This window comes from Verrucosispora sp. FIM060022 (genome assembly GCF_003977705.1).
Classification (GTDB): Bacteria; Actinomycetota; Actinomycetes; order Mycobacteriales; family Micromonosporaceae; genus Micromonospora; species Micromonospora gifhornensis.
On record NZ_RQIV01000003.1, the window covers coordinates 373,696 to 393,521 of the forward strand.

General features: G+C 71.7%; 20 protein-coding genes and 1 tRNA gene. 14 read left to right on the plus strand and 7 right to left on the minus strand.

All coding sequences use genetic code 11. From position 1 onward, the window contains the following. Window positions 1–11 precede the first annotated feature (11 nt). Genes EG812_RS12220 through EG812_RS12235 form a run of 4 tightly spaced genes read left to right on the plus strand, consistent with a single transcriptional unit; the run spans window position 12 to window position 2,917 of the window. Window positions 12–617, plus strand: a complete 606-nt coding sequence (locus EG812_RS12220; RefSeq protein ID WP_013731896.1) for a sigma-70 family RNA polymerase sigma factor — start codon at window positions 12–14, stop codon at window positions 615–617. Beyond that, the gene (locus EG812_RS12225; RefSeq protein WP_013731895.1) at window positions 614–1,102 is read left to right on the plus strand and encodes a MauE/DoxX family redox-associated membrane protein; all 489 of its coding nucleotides are present in this window, start codon (window positions 614–616) and stop codon (window positions 1,100–1,102) included. The genes EG812_RS12220 and EG812_RS12225 overlap by 4 nt, the downstream gene beginning before the upstream one ends. Further along, the gene (locus EG812_RS12230; protein ID WP_013731894.1) at window positions 1,095–1,811 is read left to right on the plus strand and encodes a DsbA family protein; all 717 of its coding nucleotides are present in this window, start codon (window positions 1,095–1,097) and stop codon (window positions 1,809–1,811) included. The genes EG812_RS12225 and EG812_RS12230 overlap by 8 nt, the downstream gene beginning before the upstream one ends. Next, the gene (locus EG812_RS12235) at window positions 1,808–2,917 is read left to right on the plus strand and encodes a hypothetical protein (protein ID WP_233579460.1); all 1,110 of its coding nucleotides are present in this window, start codon (window positions 1,808–1,810) and stop codon (window positions 2,915–2,917) included. The genes EG812_RS12230 and EG812_RS12235 overlap by 4 nt, the downstream gene beginning before the upstream one ends. Here EG812_RS12235 and EG812_RS12240 read toward each other — a convergent pair. From EG812_RS12240 to EG812_RS12255, 4 genes are read right to left on the minus strand one after another with little or no spacing between them, the layout of a single operon-like run. Further along, a complete protein-coding gene (locus tag EG812_RS12240; protein ID WP_043719801.1) occupies window positions 2,898–3,662 on the minus strand; it encodes an energy-coupling factor ABC transporter ATP-binding protein in 765 nt (254 codons plus the stop codon). The two genes, EG812_RS12235 and EG812_RS12240, sit on opposite strands and share 20 nt — an antisense overlap. Then, window positions 3,659–4,429 carry a cobalt ECF transporter T component CbiQ gene (cbiQ, locus tag EG812_RS12245; protein WP_126711597.1) on the minus strand — a complete coding sequence of 257 codons (771 nt, stop codon included), beginning with the start codon at window positions 4,427–4,429 and terminating at the stop codon, window positions 3,659–3,661. Before cbiQ ends, EG812_RS12240 begins: the two co-directional genes overlap by 4 nt. Window positions 4,430–4,434: 5 nt before the next feature. Beyond that, window positions 4,435–4,839: a PDGLE domain-containing protein gene (locus tag EG812_RS12250; protein ID WP_013731890.1), complete on the minus strand. Its 405-nt coding sequence runs from the start codon at window positions 4,837–4,839 to the stop codon at window positions 4,435–4,437. Next, the gene (locus tag EG812_RS12255; protein WP_126711598.1) at window positions 4,836–5,555 is read right to left on the minus strand and encodes an energy-coupling factor ABC transporter permease; all 720 of its coding nucleotides are present in this window, start codon (window positions 5,553–5,555) and stop codon (window positions 4,836–4,838) included. Before EG812_RS12255 ends, EG812_RS12250 begins: the two co-directional genes overlap by 4 nt. 239 nt (window positions 5,556–5,794) lie before the next feature. Between EG812_RS12255 and bcp the strand changes: the two genes are divergently transcribed. The 3 genes from bcp to EG812_RS12270 all read left to right on the plus strand — a co-directional run bounded on the left by bcp (window position 5,795) and on the right by EG812_RS12270 (window position 7,124). Beyond that, entirely contained in the window at window positions 5,795–6,271 is a 477-nt protein-coding gene (gene bcp, locus EG812_RS12260; RefSeq protein WP_126711599.1) for a thioredoxin-dependent thiol peroxidase, read from the plus strand. Between the two features lie 140 nt (window positions 6,272–6,411). Then, window positions 6,412–6,497 (plus strand) — tRNA-Leu (locus EG812_RS12265). A gap of 69 nt (window positions 6,498–6,566) precedes the next feature. Further along, window positions 6,567–7,124 carry a GNAT family N-acetyltransferase gene (locus EG812_RS12270; protein WP_126711600.1) on the plus strand — a complete coding sequence of 186 codons (558 nt, stop codon included), beginning with the start codon at window positions 6,567–6,569 and terminating at the stop codon, window positions 7,122–7,124. Window positions 7,125–7,230: 106 nt separating this feature from the next. On the opposite strand, the gene EG812_RS12275 is transcribed toward EG812_RS12270, so the two are convergent. Genes EG812_RS12275 through EG812_RS12285 form a run of 3 tightly spaced genes read right to left on the minus strand, consistent with a single transcriptional unit; the run spans window position 7,231 to window position 9,977 of the window. Then, window positions 7,231–8,277, minus strand: a complete 1,047-nt coding sequence (locus tag EG812_RS12275; RefSeq protein ID WP_233579461.1) for an expansin EXLX1 family cellulose-binding protein — start codon at window positions 8,275–8,277, stop codon at window positions 7,231–7,233. A 43-nt stretch (window positions 8,278–8,320) separates the two neighbouring features. Next, complete coding sequence (locus EG812_RS12280) at window positions 8,321–9,139, minus strand: MOSC domain-containing protein (RefSeq protein ID WP_126711601.1); 819 nt, start codon at window positions 9,137–9,139, stop codon at window positions 8,321–8,323. A gap of 4 nt (window positions 9,140–9,143) precedes the next feature. Next, on the minus strand, window positions 9,144–9,977 hold the full coding sequence (locus EG812_RS12285; protein WP_126711602.1) for an O-methyltransferase: 834 nt from the start codon (window positions 9,975–9,977) through the stop codon (window positions 9,144–9,146). Between the two features lie 253 nt (window positions 9,978–10,230). Between EG812_RS12285 and EG812_RS12290 the strand changes: the two genes are divergently transcribed. The 7 genes from EG812_RS12290 to EG812_RS12320 all read left to right on the plus strand — a co-directional run bounded on the left by EG812_RS12290 (window position 10,231) and on the right by EG812_RS12320 (window position 19,805). Then, on the plus strand, window positions 10,231–11,163 hold the full coding sequence (locus EG812_RS12290) for an LCP family protein (protein WP_233579462.1): 933 nt from the start codon (window positions 10,231–10,233) through the stop codon (window positions 11,161–11,163). Window positions 11,164–11,278: 115 nt separating this feature from the next. Beyond that, window positions 11,279–12,829, plus strand: coding sequence for a sugar transferase (locus tag EG812_RS12295; RefSeq protein ID WP_233579463.1), 1,551 nt, complete (start codon window positions 11,279–11,281; stop codon window positions 12,827–12,829). Window positions 12,830–12,965: 136 nt separating this feature from the next. Next, window positions 12,966–13,928, plus strand: a complete 963-nt coding sequence (locus tag EG812_RS12300) for a glycosyltransferase family 2 protein (protein ID WP_158632502.1) — start codon at window positions 12,966–12,968, stop codon at window positions 13,926–13,928. Then, window positions 13,928–14,992, plus strand: coding sequence for a glycosyltransferase (locus tag EG812_RS12305; RefSeq protein WP_126711604.1), 1,065 nt, complete (start codon window positions 13,928–13,930; stop codon window positions 14,990–14,992). Before EG812_RS12300 ends, EG812_RS12305 begins: the two co-directional genes overlap by 1 nt. A gap of 5 nt (window positions 14,993–14,997) precedes the next feature. Then, window positions 14,998–16,341 (plus strand): lipopolysaccharide biosynthesis protein, encoded by a 1,344-nt coding sequence (locus EG812_RS12310; RefSeq protein WP_158632503.1) that lies wholly within the window; start codon window positions 14,998–15,000, stop codon window positions 16,339–16,341. A gap of 1 nt (window position 16,342) precedes the next feature. Further along, on the plus strand, window positions 16,343–17,695 hold the full coding sequence (locus EG812_RS12315) for an O-antigen ligase family protein (protein WP_126711606.1): 1,353 nt from the start codon (window positions 16,343–16,345) through the stop codon (window positions 17,693–17,695). Then, window positions 17,682–19,805 (plus strand): acyltransferase family protein, encoded by a 2,124-nt coding sequence (locus EG812_RS12320; protein WP_158632504.1) that lies wholly within the window; start codon window positions 17,682–17,684, stop codon window positions 19,803–19,805. Before EG812_RS12315 ends, EG812_RS12320 begins: the two co-directional genes overlap by 14 nt. Window positions 19,806–19,826: the final 21 nt, after the last annotated feature.

The following is a 19,826-nucleotide window of genomic DNA, read 5'->3' on the forward strand; positions in this document are numbered from 1 at the left end:
CCTGGGTTGTCGTGATCCCCGCCCCACGCGACAGCGCCGCTGCCGACTCCGACGCGGCCGACCGCCGCGCCCAGGAGTGCCCGGAGACGGCCGACCTCGCCACCGTCGCCGCGCTGGCCGCACGCGACGGCGATCCGGCCGCCCAGGCCGACTTCGTCCGAGCCACCCAGGCCGAGGTGTGGCGCTTCGCGGCGGCCCTGGTCGATCCGGACAGCGCCGACGATCTGACCCAGGAGACGTACCTGCGGGCGTTCCGCGCCCTGCCGGCCTTCGAGGGACGTTCCACGGCCCGTACCTGGCTGCTCGGCATCGCCCGGCGGACCTGCGCCGACCACCTGCGCACGGTGGTCCGCCGACGCCGGCTGGCCCAGCGGCTCACCGCCGACGCGTACACCGATGTGCCGCACCCCGACCCGGCCGGGCAGTTCGGTGCGGCCGACCTGGTCCGGCGGCTGCCGACCGAACGGCGGGGCGCATTCGTGCTCACCCAGCTGCTGGGTCTGTCGTACGCGGAGGCCGCCGCCGTGGAGGGGGTGCCGGTGGGCACGATCCGGTCCCGGGTCGCCCGCGCGCGCAGCGAACTGGTGAACGCCGTCGGTGAGGCGTTGGCCGGGTGAACAGGAAGCTGCTGCCCTGGCTCGGGCTGGTCGTCCGCCTCGGGCTGGCCGCCGTCTGGCTGTACGCGGGCGCGACGAAGGTCGGTGACCTGGCCGCCTCCGGCCGGGCGGTGCACGCCTACCAGGTGCTGCCGTACGACGTGTCGGTGGTGGTCGGGGCGGTGCTGCCCTTCGTCGAGCTGGCGCTCGGCGTACTGCTGCTGCTCGGGCTGGCCACCCGACTGGTCGCCGGGGTCTCCGCGGCGCTGCTGGTGGTCTTCATCGCGGGCATCATCTCGGCCTGGTCGCGCGGGCTGGCGATCGACTGTGGCTGCTTCGGCACCGGCGGCGCGCTGCCGCCCGGGCAGACCCCGAGCTATCTCCCGGAGATCCTCCGGGATCTGGGTTTCCTGGCATTGGCCGGGTTCCTGCTGATCTGGCCCCGCACGGCCGTCTCGGTGGACGGCGCGCTGACGGGCGAACCGGTGGAGGACGAGGATGAGTAGTCGCAAGGGGCGCAAGGACGCGGCCCGCGTGGTCCGGGAGCAGTTGGCCCGGGAACGGCGGCGCAAGCGGACGCTGTGGGTCTCGATCGGGGCGGTTGCGGTGCTGGTGGTCGCCGGCCTGATCGGCTGGAGCGTCTGGTCCAGTCAGAGTTCCGGAACCTTCGTCGCGCCGCCGGGGGCGACCGAGGACGGCACCGGCATCGTGGTCGGCAGCGGACCGGTGACCATCGACGTGTACGAGGACTACCTCTGCCCGGCCTGCAAGCAGTTCGAGCAGACCAGTGGCGCGACCATCGAGCAGCTGGTCAGCGACGGCAAGGCCCGGGTGGTGTACCACCCGGTGGCCTACCTGAACCGCTTCTCCAGCACCCAGTACTCGACCCGCGCGTCGGCCGCGTCCGGTTGTGCCGCCGAGGGCGGCAAGTTCACCGAGTTCAGCAAGGCGCTGTTCGACAAGCAGCCGCCGGAGAACGGCGCGCAGCTCAGCGACAACGAGTTGATCGACATCGGGGCCGAGGTCGGGTTGAACCGCGACAGCTTCGGCAGCTGCGTGCGCGACGGCAAGTACAAGCCGTGGACCTCGCACGTCAGCGAGGAGGCGACCAGGGCCAACGTCACCGGCACCCCGACCGTCCTGGTCAACGGTGAGCAGGTGCGGGAGTGGACGCCGGAGAACATCACCGCCGCGGTGGAGGCGGCCGGGCGGTGAGCCGTGCCCTGCTGACCCGGGCCGGGCTGCTGCTCGCCGGCCTGGTCACCACGCTGATCGCCACCGCCGCTCCGGCGGTGGCGCACGGCGCCGATGCCCCGAACGGGACCGACTACCGGGTCGAGATCGGCGCCGTGGCCCCGGACCGCCCGCACCTTTCGGTACGGGTGATCGAGGCGGGTGCCCGGCTGGAGCTGACAAACACCGGTGACCAGCCGGTGGAGGTGATCGGCTACTCGGGTGAGCCGTACCTGCGGGTGGGACCGGACGGGGTGTACGAGAACCTCCGCTCCCCCGCCACGTACCTGAACCGCACCATCGCCGGGGAGACCGTCCTGCCGCCGGAGGTGGATCCGGCGGCCGCACCGCAGTGGCGTCGGGTCGAGTCGGGTTCGACCGCCCGCTGGCACGACCAGCGGGCACTGTGGCGGGAGGCCGGACCGCCCGCCCAGGTCCGCGCCGCACCCGACCGGGAGCACCGGGTACGCGACTGGGTGGTGCCGCTGCGTGACCCGGACGGGCCGGCCGAGATCCGGGGCAGCCTGCACTGGGTGCCGCCGCCGGACGCGTACCCGTGGTGGGTGGTGGCGGTCGTCGGCGCGCTCGCGGCGGGTGCGCTCGGCCTGCTGCCGGCGGCTTCGGTCCCGGGCCGGCGAGCGCTGGCCGGCCTCGGCGGTCTGCTGGCCGTCGGCGGAGTGGCGGCCGTGCTGCTCGCGGTCGGCCGGGTGCTGGACGCCGGGGCGACCGGGGTCGGCGCGATGCTGCTCGGGTTACTGACCGGGCCGGTGTGGACGCTGCTGTCCGGGCTCGGCGCGCTCGCCGCCGGCGGGTGGGCGGTGCGCCGTCGGACCGGTGCCGACTTTCCGCTGGCGTTGGCCGGGGCCTGCCTGGCGTTGTTCGCCGGGGTGACGAACGCGGCCCTGCTCGCCCGGTCCGTCGTGCCGGTGCCCTGGCCACCGACGCTCGCCCGGGTGCTTGTGGTCCTGGCCGTCGGGGCCGGGGCGGGGGCGCTGGCCGCCGCAGTCCTGCGGCTGCACGCCGCCGGCCACGCGGCCACCAGGTCGGTCCCGGTGCCCGTGGCGACGGTCAGTTCCGAGCGGGACTGAACGGGTACGGCAGTTCGAGGCGGTGCCGGGCGAGCAGGTCGGTGTCGCCCAACAGGTCGGCGGTGGGCCCGTCGGCCACGATCCGGCCGCCGTCGAGGATCACCGACCGGTCGCAGAGTTCGAACGCGTACGGCAGGTCATGGGTGACCATCAACAGGGTCACCGGCAGAGCGCGCAGGATGGTGGCGAGTTCCCGCCGGGCCGCCGGGTCGAGGTTCGACGACGGCTCGTCGAGCACCAGGATCTCCGGATGCATCGCCAGCACGGTGGCCACCGCCACCCGGCGGCGCTGGCCGAAGGACAGATGGTGCGGGGCCCGGTCACGATGCTCGGACATGCCCACCGCGGCCAGCGCCTCGTCCACCCGGGCGGCCAGTTCCGCCCCGCGCAGCCCCAGGTTGGCCGGCCCGAACGCCACGTCCTCGGCGACGGTGGGCAGGAAGAGCTGGTCGTCGGGGTCCTGGAAGACGATGCCGACCCGCCGCCGGATCTCGGCCAGCCGCGCCCGGTCGCCTGTCACCGGCAGCCCACCGACGCTGACGCTGCCCTCGGTGGCGCTCAGGATGCCGTTGAGGTGCAGCACCAGGGTGGTCTTGCCGGCACCGTTGGGCCCGAGCAGAGCCACCCGCTCGCCCCGGGCCACCGTCAGGTCCACGCCGTGCAGGGCGACGTGCCCGTCCGGATAGGCGTACCGGACGCCTCGGACGTCGAGGCTGGGTGCGGTCGATGCCACACCGTGAATCATGTCAGTACGGCGGCGGTGGCGGCGACGGTGCCGGCCAGCAGCGGCACGGTCGCCGCGACCAGCCACTGCCCGGTGGTGGCCGCCCCGGCGCCCTGCCACACCGCCGGCATCCGCCCGGTGTAGCCGCGCGACAGCATGGCCAGGTAGACCCGTTCCCCGCGTTCGAAGGCACGCAGGAACAGCGCGCCGATGCCGGCGGCGAAGCCGCGCAGCTGCCACAGGAAGCGCGGGTCGTCGCCCCGGGAGATCCGCGCGACCCGCATCCGGCGGGCCTCGCCGACCAGCACGTCGAGGTAGCGCAGCATGAAGGTGGCGATCTGGGTGATGATCTGCGGGCAGCGCAGCCGGTCCAGCCCGACGATCAGGTCACGGGTGGTGGTGGTCGCGGCCAGCAGCAGCGACGCCCAGACGCCGAGCGTGCCCTTGGCGAGGATGTTCCACGCGCCGTAGAGGCCCTCGGTGGAGAGGCTGAGGCCGAGCACGTCGATCCGTTCGCCCGCGCCGATGATCGGCAACGCGAACGCGAACAGCACGAACGGCACCTCGATCGCCGACCGGGTGAGCAGCCATCGAGGGCTCACCCGGGCCAGCGCCGCCACCACCGCGACCAGCAGGGCGTACGCGCCGAAGGCCCAGAACGCCGCCCGGGGGGTGGCGACCACGGCGACGGTGAACGCCACCATCGCCGCGATCTTCACCTCCGGTGGCAGCCGGTGCACCGGCGAGTCGGCGTCCCGGTAGAGCACGTGGGCGTGCCCGGCTCCCACCGGCGCTACCCCTGGCTCGACGCGGGTGTGCCCGCGTCGAGCGGTTCCTGAGTCGGGCCGACCGGTTGCGGGGTCGGGTCGGTGCCGCGCCGGCGGACCAGCCAGAACGCGCCGCCGGCCAGTGCGAAGGTCAGCAGGACGCCCAGTACGCCGGACAGCCCGGTGGAGAGGAGCTCGTTGTCGATACCGGCGATGCCGTAGTCGGCGAGCGGCCCACCGATCTCGTGCTCCTTCTCCTGCTGGGCCGGGCAACTGCCGCCAGTGATCTCACCGTCGGCGTCGACGGTGCAGCCCTCGCGCAGCGAGGAGTCCAGCCCGTCCGGGTGCGGCGAGGCGAAGTTGCTGACCACGCCGGCCAGCAGCAGGGCCACCAGCAGCCCGCCTGCGAGGAAACCCCAGAAACGCTTCACCGGACACCTCCGACGGCGGGGACGGACGCCGGTCCGACCGGCTTACGGGCGGCACGCAGCGCGTACACCAGATCGGGTCGGACCTTCGCCACGGTGACCACCGTGGTGGCGGTGATCAGGCCCTCGCCGATGCCGATGAACAGGTGGGACACGGCCATCGTCCCGGCCAGCCCGGCCAGGTTGCCGCCGAGGTCGGCGGTGCCGCCGAGCCAGTACTGAAGGACGAAGCCCATCGCCGCGACCACCACGCTGACCAGCGCGGCGACGAAGGCGGTGACGGCCAACCCGGCAGGGGTACGCGGCAGCACCCGCAGCAGCAGCGCGATCAGCAGGTACGCCACCGCGACCGCGATCACCCCCATGTTGGTGATGCTGAGCCCGAGCATGGCCACTCCGCCGTCGCCGAACACGAGGGCCTGCACCACAAGCACCACGGCGATGCAGAGCGCGCCGACCCAGGGGCCGACAAGCATGGCGGCGAGCGCGCCACCGAGCAGGTGGCCGCTGACCCCGGCGGTGAAGATCGGGAAATTGAGCATCTGCACGGCGAAGATGAAGGCGGCGACCAGGCCCGCCATCGGGGCCAGCCGGTCGTCCAGGTCCTGCCGTCCACGGTGGACGGCGACCGCCATCGCGACCAGGGCGATCACCGCGAAGAGCGCGGCGACAGGACCGTTGATGATGCCGTTCGAGATGTGCATGGCCAGGTTTTCCACGTGACCTCCCACGGGACGGCGGGCCCGCGCTCGCCGGCAGACCGAGCCTATTTCCCACCCGAGCTTGTTGCCAATAGCTTGCAAAAACACAGTTGTGTTAATTCCGGTGGAATGGCGTGCGTCCACCGGAGCCTGCGGTCGGCCCGGTTGAGCCTCGGCCGGACTGTGCCCTCGGCCCGGTCGGCCTGGTCGGCCCGGCGGTCGGCGGGGTCGGCTCGGGCCGGCGGTATGGTCGGGCCATGACCGCACCCGCTCGCCTCTCCCCCGGTGACCCGGCGCCCGAGTTCACCCTCCCCACCGACACCGGCGACCAGGTCACCCTGGCCGACCTGCGCGGCCGCAAAGTCATCCTGTACGCCTACCCGGCGGCGATGACCCCCGGCTGCACCAAGCAGGCCTGCGACTTCCGTGACTCGCTCGCCTCGCTGCAGGCCGCCGGCTACGAGGTGATCGGCATCTCGCCGGACAAGCCGGAGAAGCTCGCCAAGTTCCGCGAGCGCGACGCGATCACCTTCCCGCTGGTCGCCGACACCGACAAGACGGTGCTGACCGCCTACGGGGCGTACGGCGAGAAGCAGTCGTACGGCCGTACCGTCACCGGCGTGATCCGCTCCACGTTCGTGATCGACGAGGACGGCAAGATCGAGCGGGCGCTGTACAACGTCAAGGCCACCGGCCACGTCGCCAAGCTGCGCCGCGACCTCGGTCTGGACTGAGCTGGCGTGATCGACACCGTTACGGCGCAGTGGTGGTATCGGCCCGACCGGGACACTGCCACTTCGCCGCAACGGTGTCGATCACACCCTCGGAGGCCTCGACAGCGGGCCGGTGCGACGCCCTAGACTCTCCAGTGCCGGCGGGAGTGGCGTAACGGCAGCCGCGGTAGGTTTAGGTCCTATTGTCCGAAAGGACGTGGGGGTTCGAATCCCCCCTCCCGCACCAACACCCTCTGCCCTGTCGGGCGCATCACGATCACGGGCGTCGGGCCGGCGACTTGGCGAGGATGTGCGGGTGACCCTGCGTTTCGTCCTCGACCCCGAACTCACCCCGCAACTGCGCGCCGACATCGTCGCGCTCTGGGTGGACGTCACAAACGCGGGCGGCGCGGTCGGCTTCGTGGCACCGGTCACCGCCGACAAGGTGCGGACGATCGCCGACCCGACCCTCGCGGGCATCGCCGACGGCCCGGACCGACTGCTGCTCGGTTACGACGACGACCGACTGGTCGCCATGGCGATCTTCACCGACCCACGGTTCCACCTGAAGCAGCACCTGCGGGTCCTCACCCGGGTGATGGTCCACCCGGACACCCAGGGACGCGGCGTCGGCGACGCGCTGATGCGTAAGGCCGCGCAGGTCGGGCGGGACCTCGGGCTGACGGCACTGCACGTGACGGTGCGCGACGGGCTGGGGCTGGACCGGTTCTACCGGCGACTCGGCTACCGCGAGGTGGGCCGGTGGCCCGGCGCGATCCGGGTCGCCCCCGGCGACGACCGGGACGAGATCCTGATGTGGCTCGGCCTGAGCGAGGACTCCGCCAAGCAGACCACCTCAGGCCCGACCTTCTGACCTGGGCAACCCGCCAGGTCGGTCCTGACCACAAACGGGCACGCCGCCGCAGCTTCGGGCAGTCGACCGCAGATCCAGACGGGCGTCGCCGCGGATACGGGGGCGGTCAGGCGCAACCTCGGGGTCCCGCGTCGGGCTGTGTCGACGCGAGCGCCACCGCCTCCCCGTCCGGAGCACCGACCACCGCCGGTGAGGCAGACACGTCAACCGGGGCCAGAGTGGACGGGGACGGACTCGGGCGTGCCGACGCGCGGGCGGTCGGCTTCGGGCTGGACGAGGGCGTCCTGGGGGCCGCGCTCGCAGTGGGCGCGGGGGTGGACCCGCCCGAGGTGCCGCCGTACATCCGGACCGTGCTGCGCTGGACCTGGCCGGGGGTCATCCGGATGCCGGCGGCGGTGACCCGGTGGCCCCGGGTGTCGGTGACCCGGATCTGGAACGGGCCGGGGCCGGCCCCGGAATCGATCAGCCAGTAGTTGTAGCTCTGCCGGCTGGCCGCCCGCCAGTTGCCCGAACTGCCGTGGCGTACCTCGACGGCACGCAGCGGATTGCCGTGCCCGGCGACCAGGACCGCGAACCACCACTGCGACGCGCCCTCCTTGATTCGGAAGGTGAGCGGGCCGGTCAGCGGCGGGTCGACGACCAGGCGGTAGCTGACGTCGACGACGCCGCGCACCGGGTCGGCGATCCGGGTGAACGCCTCCCTGGACAGGTCGAGGTGTCCGGGTGCGCACTCCGGGCACTGGTCGGCGACCATGACCCGTACGGTGCCCTTGGGCCCGGTGACGTCGAGATATCCGCCGCAGGCCGCGCCGTCGGCGTACTCGTCGGGGCCGAGCGCGACGTAGAGCCGGGCGGCGGGGGCGGTCGGATAGGAGCAGTTGCCGTCCGTACCCGTCGAGTCGTAGAAGGTCGCTTTGCCCTTGCCGACGGTGCCGGCAGCCGGCGGAGCCAGCAAAGCAGCCGGGGCCAGCGGCGCGGCGGCGTGCTGCGGGGGGATCGGCGCGGCGCAGGCGGGTGCGGCACCGGAGCGCAGCGCCAGGGTGAGGCCGAGGAGCGTGGCGACGACGACCACGGCCCCGCCTGCCAGCCAGCGGCCCGTGCGGGGACGGCTGACTGTTGTCCGTGCGGCGGGGCCGTCGGTTCCGTCGGTCACGTGCACCGATGCTGCCCGACGACGGCCATACCGGACAAGCGACCTAAGCGAAAGCTAAGACGGGGTCGCCGACCCTGATCCGGCCGGATTCCAGCGGCACGAGGTTCAGCCCGAACAGCAGCTGACGGTCGATGTTGCGGTGCCGCGCGAGGGTGCGCAGCGGCTCCCGGCCGCGTACCCCCGTCTCCTGGTCGGTGGTGGTGACCAGGCAGCGGGCCGACGGGCCGGCGGCCCGGAACGCGACGTCGCCGATCCGCAGTTCCCGCCCTTCCCAGCCGTCCTCCGTCCAGGCGGGTGCCCCGTCGACGACCAGGTTGGGCCGGAACCGGGCCATCGGGACCGGGTCCGCGCCGGCCTCGGTGAGCCAGTCGCCCAGGGCGGCCAGCGACGCGGTGCTGGTCAGCAGCACCGGATACGCGTCGGCGAAGCTGACCCGGTCGCCCGGGTCGTGCTTCTTTCGGCCCGGTTCGATGTGCCGGGCCGGCTCGGCGAGCCAGACCAGGCGGACCGGCCGGTCGAGCACCTGGCCGAGCCAGGCGTCGGCGGTCGGGCCGGCGGGCAACGCGTCGACCAGCAGCACCCGGCGGCGGAAGGTGCGCACCTGCACCGGCGGGACGCCGACCGGCTCCGGGACCAGCAGGTCCGGGTGACCGGCGGCGCTCAGCCGCAGGCCGCCGGCTTCGGGGTGGGCGTGCACCCGGACCAGCGCGGTGGTGTCCCGCTGGGTCACTCCGACACCGTCGGCGTCGACGAGCATCCACCGCCGGTCGCCGTCGAGCCCCCACGGCCGCACCTCGGACTCGTCGTGGGCCAGGCCGCGACAACCCTTGACCGGGTATGTGTTGATCTCACTGAGCCGCACCCGGTCACCATGCCACGCCGATGCCGTCCCCGGGGTACCAGTGGTTCGCCGGGGTCTCCCGGTAGGCGAGGAACTTCCGGCCGGTGCGCTCGGCGTGCCGGGCCAGCACGTTGGTGTGGGTGACGTTGTCGGTGAGCAGCATCGCCCCGGGGGCCAGTTTCGGCTCGACGGCCTCGAACTCGCGCTTCTCGTACGCCCGGCTGTGGTCGCTGTCGTGCAGGAACAGGTCGACCGGCTGGTCCAACGCGCTTATCGACTCGACCGAGTCACCGATGACCAGGTCGATCACCTCGGACCAGGGCGCGACGCGGGCGAGATAGCCGGCCTCGGGGTTGATGTCGATGGAACTGACCCGACCGGGGTGGCCCTCGGCGGCGTTGCGCAACAGGGCCGCGGCCAGGACGCAACTGCCCAACCCCTTGTCCACACCGGTCTCCACGATGTGCGCGGGTCGGCGGGCGCGCACGATGGCGTACCACCCGATGCGCCGGGCGTACCGGACCTGCTTGTCGGCCAGGCCACGGCGCGCGGCGCTGCCGATGGTGGAGGCGATGTGCTGGCGCAGCGCGTCGTCCGACTCGATCTCGTCCAGGTACCCGCGGACCTGCGCGACCGGCAGGTCACACACCACGCTCACGAACCAGGCCAGGTGACTGCGGCTGAGCTTGGTCAGCTCGTACGTGTAGTTGTGGTGTTCGCGGGAGGCGAGCAGCCATCGGGCCGAGGTGCGCAGCACCTTGGCGTCGTGACGGGCCACCGTGACCAGCCGCTTCGGAAAGGCGGCAACGGGGGCGAGACGGGTCCGGGCGATGGCCCGACGCAGCTTGACAGCATCCACTTGTGGGTTGTACCAGACGGACCGAAACATCGGGGTAACACGATGACCGACGCTCGGCGCTATTCCCGACCCGCCGGGGCAGCCCGCATACGTCAGGTTCAGTAGCATCGCGCCCATGTCGAGTGGAGAGCAGGCCGGGACGGTCGTCCCGGAGCAGACACTGCCGGCGGGGGACACCGACGGGTCGGAGAATGCGGCAGACCCCACGGCGAGGAAGCCGCGCCGACGGTGGCTGCGGATCACGCTGATCAGCGTGCTGGTGTTGGCACTGGTCGGGGTCGGCGCAGTGGTGGCCGCCGGTTTCTATCTCAAGTCGGTCGAGTCGGACATCGAGCGGCTCGACGCGTTCGACGGCATACCCGAGGAGACCCGGCCCGAGGTCGTCGAAGCGGGCGCCTTGAACATGCTGATCCTCGGTAGCGACTCGCGCGATCCGGAGAGCACCGGTGGTTCCCGCGCGGACACCATCATCCTGGCCCACGTGCCGAAGGACCGTTCCGGGGCGCAACTCGTCTCCATTCCCCGGGACACCTGGGTTTCGATCCCGCGCACCAAGGAGGGGCGTGGCGGTCGCGACGCGAAGATCAACGCCGCGTACGCCTGGGGTGGCCTGCCGCTGATGGTGCAGACCGTGGAGCAGTACACAAAGGTTCGGATCGACCATGTGCTGATGGTCGACTTCGCCGGATTCACCGAGATCATCGACGCTCTCGGCGGCATCGAGGTCAACTCGGAGAAGAAGTTCACCTCGATCCACCCACCCTTCCGCACCTTCGAGCAGGGCAGACAGCGAATGGACGGGGCGACCGCGCTGGATTTCTCCCGCCAACGCAAGCAGTTCGCCGACGGTGACTTCACCCGGATCAAGCATCAGCAGCAGGTCATCAAGGCAATTCTGGACAAAGCCGCATCAGGTGGGATTTTGACAAATCCCAGCAATCTCAATTCCTTCGTCCGCGCCACCTCCAGCGCCGTATCCGTCGACAAGGACATGTCCCTTGTCGACATGGCAATGGACCTGCGAGGCCTGCGCGGCAACGATCTGACCTTCATGACCAATCCGACAAAGGGCACCGGACGGGTCGGCAGCGAGAGCGTGGTATTCGACGATTCGGACAAAGCGGCGGACTTCTACGACGCAGTTCGGCGGGACTCGGTCAAAGAAATTCTCAACCTAGGCAAATAGGGCATGAATTGTTCCGGCGGCTCTGGCGGCTGTCGCCGGAGCCGCCGTATCCTGCGTTCGCTCCGGTGGCTTCTCAGGCGTCAACGGATGTCACTCCACGGGGGAGGATCCACACATGTCGAGGCAACCTGTCATGGGTTTCCCGGCCACCATCGCACCCGGTGAGGAGGGGTCACCCCGCCTGGGGCACCGATCGGAGTCGACGGAAACGGACGACGACGGGGACCCTCCGCACGAGGGCACCGCGGCCGATGCGGGATCGACACCGGCGGAGAACGGCGACACCGCGCGCCCCGGCCTGGACGCGACGGCGGTACTTCCCTACCCCGGCTCCCGCACCTCGACCCGCACCCGGGGCCTGCGTGCCTGGATGTTGACCGCACCGGTCGACGTCGCCGCGCTGTTGTCGCCACTGCTGATCGACCAGCAGTACTGGCGCGGCACCCTGGTCATGACCGCCCTGACCGTGGCCATCTTCGCCGCCGGCGGGCTCTACCAGGCCCGCCGGCACGTGAGCATCCTCGATGAGATCCCGAGCCTCTGCGGCCGGTTGCTGGCCGCCGCGGCGATCGTCGTCATCATCGCCGCGCTGCGCCACGACTCCCCGGAATACCTCGTCGAGTTCATCCGCGGCATAGCGGTGGCCGCCGTCCTGGTGCTCGCCGGTCGCCTGCTCACCCGGGAGATCGCCACGCTGGCCCGCCGGCAGCGGTGGGTGGAACACAACGCCATCGTCATCGGCAGCGGCCCGACCGCCGTAGAGCTGGCCCGACTCCTGCGCCGCTATCCCCGGTACGGGCTGCGGTTCGTCGGCCACGTCGACAGCCCCTCGGCGACGGCCACGTCCACCACGCCCCTGATCGGGACGCTCGACCAACTCGAATACCTGGTCCGGCTGACCGAGTGCGACGTGCTGATCATCGCCGATCCGGAGTGCCCCGAACTGGTGCTGATGGAGATCCTCCGCCACCCGAAGGTCGCCACCTGCGACCTGTGGGCGGCACCCCGGCTCTGGGGGTCCCGGTCGCACGGTGACCACATCGGCGCCATCCCGATCGTCAAGGTCGGTGACACGACGCTGTCGGGGCCGCACTGGGCACTCAAACGCACCTCGGACGTGATCTTCGCTGCGACGGCGTTGCTGCTGCTCAGCCCGATTCTGCTGCTCTGCGCGGGGCTGGCGTTCCTCGACGGTGGCCGGGGGATCTTCTTCCGCCAGGAACGCATCGGTCGGCACGGCAAGCCCTTCGACATCATCAAGTTCCGCACCATGCGGCCGCTCAACGAGCACGAATCCCAGACGAACTGGTCGATCGCGCACGACCGGCGGGTCTCGCCCATCGGTCGTTTCCTGCGGCGCACCTCCCTGGACGAGCTGCCGCAGCTGTGGAACATCCTCAAGGGCGACATGAGCGTCGTCGGGCCGCGGCCCGAGCGGCCGTACTTCGTCGAGAAGTTCTCCGCCGAGTACCCGAGCTACGCCATGCGTCACCGGGTGCCGGTCGGGCTCACCGGGTTGGCCCAGGTCAGTGGCTTGCGCGGGGACACCCCGATCTCCGACCGGGCCCGGTTCGACAACTACTACATCGAGAACTGGTCACTGTGGCTGGACGCCAAGGTGCTGCTGCGAACCGTGGCCGAGGTGTTCCGCGGTGGTGGCCGCTGATCGACCGGTCAGCGCCCGGATTCGGGTGGGCGGTAGGCTCCGCTCCGATCGGCTTCGGGACATGCGCATCGACGGTCCTCGCCGTACGCGCCGCCACTCGGCATGGTGGCGCCCAGCCCAATTCTTGGAGAATCCGATGCCGGACGTTTCGGTGGTCATCCCGACGACGGGTCGCCCCAGTCTCGCGGAGGCGGTCGCCACGGCCCGCGCCCAGCAGGGTGTGTCCGTACATCTGGTGGTGGTCTGCGACCTGGCCGAGGTGCCGACCGGCGTGACAGACCTGCGCGACCAGATCGACGAGATCGTCTGCACCGGCGGCGGCCGGCGGGGCTCGTACGCGCGCAACCTCGGGGTCCGGCACGCCGCGCCCGGCAGCCACATCGCCTTCCTGGACGACGACGACGCCTGGCTGCCGCACAAGCTCGCGGCCCAACTGCCGGTGCTGGAACGGCTGGCCGGCGAGGGCTGGCTGCCCGTGGTGTCCTCCCGCACGCTGCAACGCAAGGCGGGGAGCAGCCCGCTACCGACCGCCGTACCGACCACACTGATCGCCGACGGCGCGCTGCCGGAGGACTATCTCTTCCGTCGCCGGCACCTCGGGGTCGGTCGCCAGTCGCTGCCCACCTCGACGCTGCTGACCACCGCCGACCTGGCGCGACAGTGCCCGTGGGACGAGACGCTGCCCCGGCACCAGGACTGGGACTGGCTCGTCCGGGCCGCCCGGATCCCGCGAGCGAAGATCGTGCAGATCGAGGAGGCCACCGCCATCTACACGGTGGGCAGCCCGGGATCGATCTCGGCCAGCGCGGACTGGCGTACCTCCTGGGACTGGGCGCAACGCTGGGAGGGGGTGTGGGCACCGGAGACGTTCTCCGACTTCATCGCCGCCCAGACCCTGCGCTACGCGGTGCAGGCCCGCGACGGCGAGGGCGTACGCGAGATGGTGCGCGCCATCCGCCGCAACCGTCCCCCGTCGGCCCGCAACGCCGTCCTCGCGGCGCTCGGGCTGGTGCCCCGGTCGGCGCTGGAGCGGGTGGCGATGCGCGGCTCGCGGACCACGGGTGGCGGCGACCCACTCCAGGCCGACGGGACCCGTTGATGCGCGTGCACTTCGTGCTGGCCCAGCTGGAGCCGCTCTACGGCATGGAACGTGCCGCCGTGCTGCTCATGCGGGCCTTGCAGGAGCAGGGCGTCGAGGTCTCGGCGACCGTGCTGTCCCGCTCGATCCCGCCCGGCCTGGACGATCTGACAGTCGACACCCTCGGGCTGGGTACCCGGATCACCCGCCTGCTGGAGGCGGTCCCGCCGTTGCGGCGTCGGCTGCGGAACCTGCCGGCGGACGTCCGGATCGTGGCGAGCGGCCTGTGGGCCAGCCTGCCGGCCGGTGCCGCCCTGGCCGGTTCCGGTCGCCGCTTCGTCGGCTGGGAACATTCGCTGCTGCCGGAACGGTTGCGCTTCGATCGCCGGGTCCGCACGCTCGCCCGGCTGGCCCGGACCAACGGACTACGGCCGCAGCTGGTGGTCGCCGTCTCCGACGGGGTGGCGCGCACCGTACGGCAACTCGCCCCGGGGCAGTCGGTGCTGACCATTCCGAACGTGCTGCCGCCCAAGCCGTTCGTGCCGCCCCGCGAGGTCGCCGACCGCGAGCGGATCACGCTCGTCACCGCCGGTGCGTTCCGCCCGATCAAGAACCACGTCGGCGCGCTCGAAGCCCTGGCGCTGCTACCCGCGCACTACCACCTGACCCTCGCCGGCGACGGCGCGGAGCGTGAACTCCTGCACGAGCGGGCGTCCGCGCTCGGGTTGGCCGGGCGCACCACCTTCCTGGGTCGGGTGCCGCAGGTGGCGGGGCTGCTCGCGGAGGCGGACGTGCTGCTGCACCCGTCCCGGGCCGAGACGTTCGGGTTCAGCCTCCTGGAGGCCGCCGAGGCCGGGCTGCCCGTTGCCGCCCTGCCGGTGCCGGCCGTGGACGAGATGATCCCGACGTTCGTGCCGGGCATCCTGGCCCGGGACACCTCACCGGCCGCGCTCGCCGACGCGGTCGTACGCCTGACCCGCGACCAGCGGCCCACCGTCACGGACTTCGAGAAGGCGTGGCACAACCGGCGCACGGCACTGGATCCGGCCGAGGTGGGCCGCCGATGGGTGGAGGCCCTGAGGTGACGGCCGTGGCAGGACAAGCGGACGGGTCCACGCCCGGCGAGCGTACGCAGGGGTCGGGCCCGCGCCGGTCGGCCGGTCACGGCGACAGCTTCCTGCGCAAGTTCGGCAAGTTCTTCACCGGCAACCTGCTGCGTACCCTCGCCCAGGGCGTGCTGTTCGTGTTGCTGGCCCGGGAAATGCCGATCGACACCTACGGCCTGTTCGTCGGTGTCACGGCCCTCATCGCGGTGGTGTCGCCCTTCGCGTCGGCCGGCGCGCCGAGCCTGATCATTCAGAACTACGCCGACTCGCCGGCCGACTGGCCCCGCCACCTGTGCCGTGGCCTGTTCCTGTCGACGGTCTTCGGCGGGGCGGCCACCGTGTTGGTAAGCGCCGCCGGCCTGGCGATCTGGGGCGCGCAGATCGGCCTGGTCGACCTGCTCTGTCTCGCCTTCGGGGACCTGGTCGCCTGGCGGCTCATCGAAGCCGTGGCCGCCTCGTTCCATGTCCGTGGCCGGATCATGCTGGCTGCCCTCATTCCCGCCCTGCTGCATGTCTGTCGGCTGGCCGGAGCAGCGGTGCTGGCCCTCTCGGACGAGCCGGTCACGCTGCGCGGCTGGGCCACCACGTCCGTGGTGATCTCCGTGGTCGTGTGCCTGCCGGTGCTCCTGGCCGGGCTCAGTGGCGCCGCCGTCGCGTCCCTGGGCGTCGGCGGTGCGTTGCGGCAGGCCCGCACCGGGATGTTGTTCGCGGTCGGTCTCTCGGCCCAGTCGGTGTACAACGACAGCGACAAGGTCATGCTGTCCCGCCTGGGCACCCCGGAGAGCGCCGCGATCTACGCCGCCGCCTACCGGGTGGTCGATCTCGCGTACACCCCCGCCCGGACCATGGGCGCGGTGGCCTACCCCGGGTTCTTCGAGGCAGGGCGCAACGGCCCCCGGGAAGCGCTGCGGATGGCCCGTCGGCTGGTGCCGCGCTTCCTGGCCTTCAGCGTGCCGGTGAGTCTGCTGCTCGTCGCGTTCGCCTGGATGATGCCGCTGGTCTTCGGGCCCGACTTCGAGGCGGCCATTCCGGCACTCCAGGGGCTGAGCGCACTGCTGGTGCTGAAGTCGCTGCACTACCTTGCCGCCGACGCGCTCTCCGGGGCGCGGATGCAGGGCCGGCGGACGATCTGTCAGATCGGCATCGGCGTGCTCAACGCGCTGCTGAACCTGTGGCTCATCCCGGTCTACGGGTGGCAGGGCGCGGTGGTGTCCAGCCTGGTCTGCGACGCGCTGCTCGCCGTACTGCTCTGGGGTTGTCTCGCCGCCGCCGTCCGCCGCGACCGGGCCGGCGCACCTCCTTCGCCGCATTCCATGGAAAGGGTCTGAGGTGACCACACTTTTCGCCGTCCTGCTCAGCGCGGGTGGCCTCGTGGCGGCCGGTTGGCTGGTCCACGCGCGTCGGGCCGTCGTGGCCGCCTTCGGCAGCGGCGCGAACGCCGTCGCGTTCCTCGGGTTCGTGGTGCTGGCGAACGCCGCGCCCGCGATCGCCGGTGAGCACTCGTCGGCGCTCATCGGCCTGCTGGTGCTCGCGCTTGTCGGCTGGCTGGTGGCCGTCGGCCGGCGGCGGCTGTGGGCGCCGCCCGAGTTCTGGCGGCGGATCTGCCTGGGGCTGGCCGCGGCACTGCTCGTCTGGTGCCTGGGCGTGGATCTCCTCTCCGGTGACGGCGTGTACGGGTCGAGGATGCCGGCGTACGCCACCGCAGGGCTGCTCCTGGTCGCGGCCTGGCTGATGGCGGCCGGCACCACGGTGAGCCTGCGCGCGATGGCGTACGCCGGGCTGGCCGTCCTGTCGGTGCTGACCATCCCGACCGCCGTCTACGGGCAGGCGTGGCGGGCCTGCACCGGCGGGCAGTTGGAGAAGTGCTCGGTCGCGGGGGCATTGTTCAAGAGCTTCTACAACTCCGAGAACTACGTCGCCCTGATCGCCTCGTTCACCGTGGTCGCCGCCGCCTGCGCGCTACGTGGGGCGGAGCGGGTGGCGGTGCTGGCGTTCGGTCTGCTGATCATCGTCGCCACCGGGTCCCGGACCAGCTATCTCGCGCTCGCCGCGGCGGGCGTGTGGGTGCTGGGTGCCGTGCTGCTGCAACGGCGGCGGCCGTACCCGCACATCAACCTCGCCCTCTGCACGGCGCTTGTCGTCGGGGCCGCCGCAACGGCGACGTATCTGACCTGGAGCGCGTCCCGCACCACCCTGAGCAACCGGGGCAACATCTGGGTCCACGTGCGGGAGTACATCGCCGGGTCGGAGGCCACCGGCGTCGGCGTCTCGAAGTGGTACTACCTGCGGGACATCGGCGAAGCGCCGTACCACTTCTTCCACTCCGGTTACGTACTGGCGATCTTCTCCGGTGGTTTCGTCGGCCTGGCGCTGTTGACCTTCCTGCTGGCCGCCCTGCTGCGCGCGCCGGTCGCCGACGGCCGGGCGTTCACCGCCAAGGCCCCGGTGGCGCTCTTCGTCGTCTACTCGTTCACCGAGGTGGTCTGGAACCCGCTCTCCGTCGACGGACTGACCTGGATCTTCGTCGTGATGGTCCTGATCACGTCCACGTCAGGGGCGACGGATTCCGCTCCGGTTGCCGCCTCGGCAGCCGGTGCCGACCGGCCGGGACCGCTGGCCCGGCTGCGCCGGACCGCCGCTCGACCGCCCATCGGCCATGCCACATCCGATGCGCGAGACTGACCGGGCCACGTCCTTGCGTACGGTGCCGGGCGAACCTTTCGTCGCCCGGCAACCCACCGCTGCACGGCCCCGGTTCCGTCCGGACATTCAGGGGTTACGGGCCTTCGCGGTAGTGGTGGTGATCCTCGAACACGTCCTCGGCCGGCCCGCCGGCGGGTTCGTCGGCGTCGACGTCTTCTTCGTGATCTCCGGCTTCCTGATCACCAGCCTCCTGCTCGACGAGCACGACCGCGTCGGTCGGATCTCCTTCGCGAACTTCTACCGTCGACGGGCACGCCGCATCCTGCCGCTGGCGATGCTGGTTCTCGGGTGCACCTTCCTCGCCTCGTCGCTGCTGTTCATCGGCGACCGGGTCAGGTCGACGGCCTGGGACACCATCTGGTCCGCCCTGTTCGCCGCCAACTGGCGGTTCGCCTCCACCGGCACGGACTACTGGCAGAGCGACGGGCCGGTCTCGCCGCTGCGGCACTACTGGTCGCTGGCGGTCGAGGAGCAGTTCTACCTCGTCTGGCCGGTGCTGCTGGTGGTGGTGCTGGGCCTGGCCGCCCGCCGGGGCCGGTACGGCAGCAGTGCCCGGTGGGTGACGGGTCCGGTGCTCGGTGCGGTCGTGCTGGGCTCGGTGCTGTTCGCGCTCTGGGAGGTCGAGCATCGCCCGACGGTGGCGTACTTCTCGACCTTCTCCCGGGCCTGGGAACTGGGCGTCGGCGCGCTGCTCGCGGTGCTGGCGCCGCTGTTGGCCCGGATACCGGCGCCGGCCCGTCCGGCGTACCAGTGGCTGGGGCTGGCCGGTCTGGTCGTCTCGGTGCTCGCCATCACCGCCGAGTCGCCCTTCCCGGTGCCCGGTGCCCTGCTGGCGGTGATCTCGACCGGGCTGGTCATCGCCGGGGGTGTCGGCGGGCAGCGGCTGATGTTCCCGCTGACCAACCGGGTGGTCCGGTACGTCGGCGACATCTCCTACTCGCTCTACCTGTGGCACTTCCCGCTGCTCATCCTGATCGGCGCGGTGATCCCCGCAGGCCCGACGGCCGTCGCGGTCCTCACGCTCGGCGGCACGGTCCTGCTCTCGGTGCTCTCGTACCACTTCGTGGAGGATCCGGTTCGTCGGTCGGCCTGGCTGGAGCGGCGGCAGCCGGGGACGCCCACCCGGCGGACCAGGGCGACGGTGGTTCGTCGGTGGGCCGCGCCGGTGGCGGTGCTCAGCTTGGTGGCCGCGGTCGTGGTGACGGCGACCCGCCCGCCTGCGCCGCAGCCGCCGGAGACCGTGGCGATCACCTCTCAGGACGAGCTGACGGCGCAGATCGCCACCGCGTTGGCCGCCGACGACTGGCCGGTGCTGACTCCTCCCCCGGGTGAACTGGGCAGCCTGCGCTTCACCGACGGGGACGGGCAGGGCTGCCGGCCGGCGATCCGGGACGGCAACGACTGTGCGGTCACGGGCCCGCGCCCGCGCCGGCTGGCAGTGGTCGTCGGCGACTCCATCGCCAGCGCCTGGCTGCCGCTGGTGCGCCGGTCCCTGGAGCCGGCGGGGTGGATGGTCCAGGATCTGACGTACGCCGGTTGCCCGTTCCTCGCCGCCGACACCGTCTCGCCGATCGAGCGCATCACCCGAGCCTGTCCGGGGCATCGGCGGACGGTACGGGCGTTCATCGAGGACCGGCGGCCGGATCTGGTGGTGGTGAGCAACGCCTACCACCAACGGTTCGCCGACGTCGGCGGCCGCCCGTCGCTGCCGGACTGGGAACGGGCCGCCCACCTCGCCCGGGAGCAGTGGCTCGCCAGCGCGGCGAAGGTCATCGCCCTGCAACCGCCACCGTCGGGTAAGGATCCGAAGAGCTGCATCACCCGGGTCTCCACCCCCGAGGACTGCGTGTCGCGGCTCGACGCCGAATACCGGTCGTACGCCGAGGCCGACCGGCGGGTCTGGGGCGGGCAGGGCACCTGGCACATCGCCACCACGGACTGGTTCTGTCAGGCCGGTCGCTGCCCGATCTTCGTCGGCGGCGTCGTCGTGCGACGCGACGGCAACCACGTCACGGCCGAGTACGCCCGCAAGTTGACTCCGCTGTTCGACGAGGCACTGGCACCGATTCTCGGCAAACCCGAGGACTAGAACGAGGCGACCGCCCGCGCC